Annotated in this window: 1 protein-coding gene; it reads right to left on the reverse strand. The window is 64.3% G+C overall.

The features are described from left to right. On the reverse strand, positions 1 to 530 hold a 530-nt coding region (locus AC0L2V_RS32230), incomplete at its 3' end, for a hypothetical protein (protein WP_473522193.1). Positions 531 to 617: the final 87 nt, after the last annotated feature.

Below are 617 nucleotides of genomic sequence, written 5' to 3' on the forward strand. Positions count from 1 at the left end.
GGCAGCGTGCGCGAGACGCAGATGCAGCGGACCGTGTCAGGAAGTTCACGGAACATCACCGAAAGCACCGCCCGGAATTCGGGCGTGTCGGCGTCCTGCAAATCGTCGAGGACCAGAATGGTGCCGGGCTTCAACCGCGCGAAATAGGCTCTGAAGAAGCGCCTGGCGAATTCCTTCGGCTGCTCGGCATACTCGACGCCGAAGACCGGCAGGTTTCCAACCGCGGGTGAGGCGAGCGACTGCGCGAGATATTGAAAGAAGCGCGCGATATCCTGGTCGCCCTCGTCGATGCGGAACCAAACATGCGGTGCCGCGACGCTTTCGAGGTAGTCGATGACCGCCGTCGTCTTGCCGTAGCCGGCCGGCGCAGCCACCCAGCAGACGCTCGAACGCGATTTTTGACCGATCGCTTCGAGAACGCGGTTCCGCCTCAATATCCTGGCGCTGCGCGGCGCCGCCAGCTTGGCGATCCGGCCTGTGCCCGAGAGCGGGCGCCTCGCATCGGCGTCAATGGCGTCTAGGGCGGTCATCGGGGCTCCCGCTCGACCAATATCGAGCGTCGGGTCGTGCCATGATGACCGTCCCGCCGCCCAGATTGACCTTAGGGTAGCGCAATC

The organism is Mesorhizobium sp. WSM4814, assembly GCF_055811595.1.